Source organism: Falsirhodobacter sp. alg1, from assembly GCF_000739715.2.
GTDB lineage: Bacteria > Pseudomonadota > Alphaproteobacteria > Rhodobacterales > Rhodobacteraceae > Falsirhodobacter.
The window spans coordinates 1-866 of the sequence record NZ_BBJC02000037.1 but is presented as its reverse complement, the minus strand read 5'-3'; the positions used below and the strand labels follow the sequence as shown (position 1 = coordinate 866).

Sequence of the window (866 nt, the reverse complement as noted above, 5' to 3'; positions counted from 1 at the left end):
CGTGACAGACCGCGACGACGGCTATCACAATGATGGAAACCCGCGCCATTACGAGTGGTGGTATTTCGATCTGTTCACCCAGGCAGGCCTCAAGGCCGCGGTGATCCTGATGGACCGCCCGTTGATCATGTTGGACAACCCTGATCTGCCACCGATGATGATGTTGAATGTCGAACTCCCCGATGGCACCAACCGCGATTTCCAAGTGCCGTTTCCCGGTGTGGATTTCATCGCCTCCGAGGAGCATTGCGACGTAAAACTGGGCAACAACTGGTGTAAAGGCCATGTCGCTGACCGAATAGCAGTCATCCTCGATCACCTGCAGATTGTAGGCACGGGCGATCAGCGAAATTTCGGACCGGCGGCTTTCGGGCATCCGTACGGCTGTCGGGTTCTGCGCTTCGGTGGTGACACAAAGGATCTGCGCTTTGAGCCGCCGGCACGCGGCCTCCAGGGCATCGGGCCGCAATCCATGCTGATCAAGCTCGATGCCCACACCTCGGCACGGGACAGGCGCGCCGCATGGCGAAAGCCGGGATATGACAATTCCTCGGTCAGAACCACGGGGCGATCCCCCCTTAGACAGCAGCTCATCACCAGATTGATCGCGGCCTGCCCGCCGTAGGTCAGTGCGATATCATCCTCGGACACCGGCCCCATCCATCTTGAACGTATCGGGCAGCCAGATGCGAGATGCGGTACTGGAAGGTCTGGATGCCGAAGATGCCGCCTTTTCCGCCGAGGTGCGAAAGGCAATCTTCACTTTCGCACATATCCCGCACAGGGTGTCGCCTGCCGATGTTCCGAAAATTATACGTATTGTGGAGCCTGCCTCCCTGATAACCGCGCTGTTGTCCGACGGCGAT

Annotated in this window: 2 protein-coding genes; both read left to right on the top strand. The window is 58.8% G+C overall.

The annotated features are described in order from the left end of the window. Window positions 1-625: hypothetical protein (locus tag TR36_RS15830; protein WP_202814449.1), on the top strand; the 625-nt coding region annotated here is incomplete at its 5' end. 61 nt (window positions 626-686) lie between these two features. After that, window positions 687-866 (top strand): FliG C-terminal domain-containing protein (locus tag TR36_RS14000; RefSeq protein WP_045393869.1); only part of this gene is annotated, 180 nt, incomplete at its 3' end.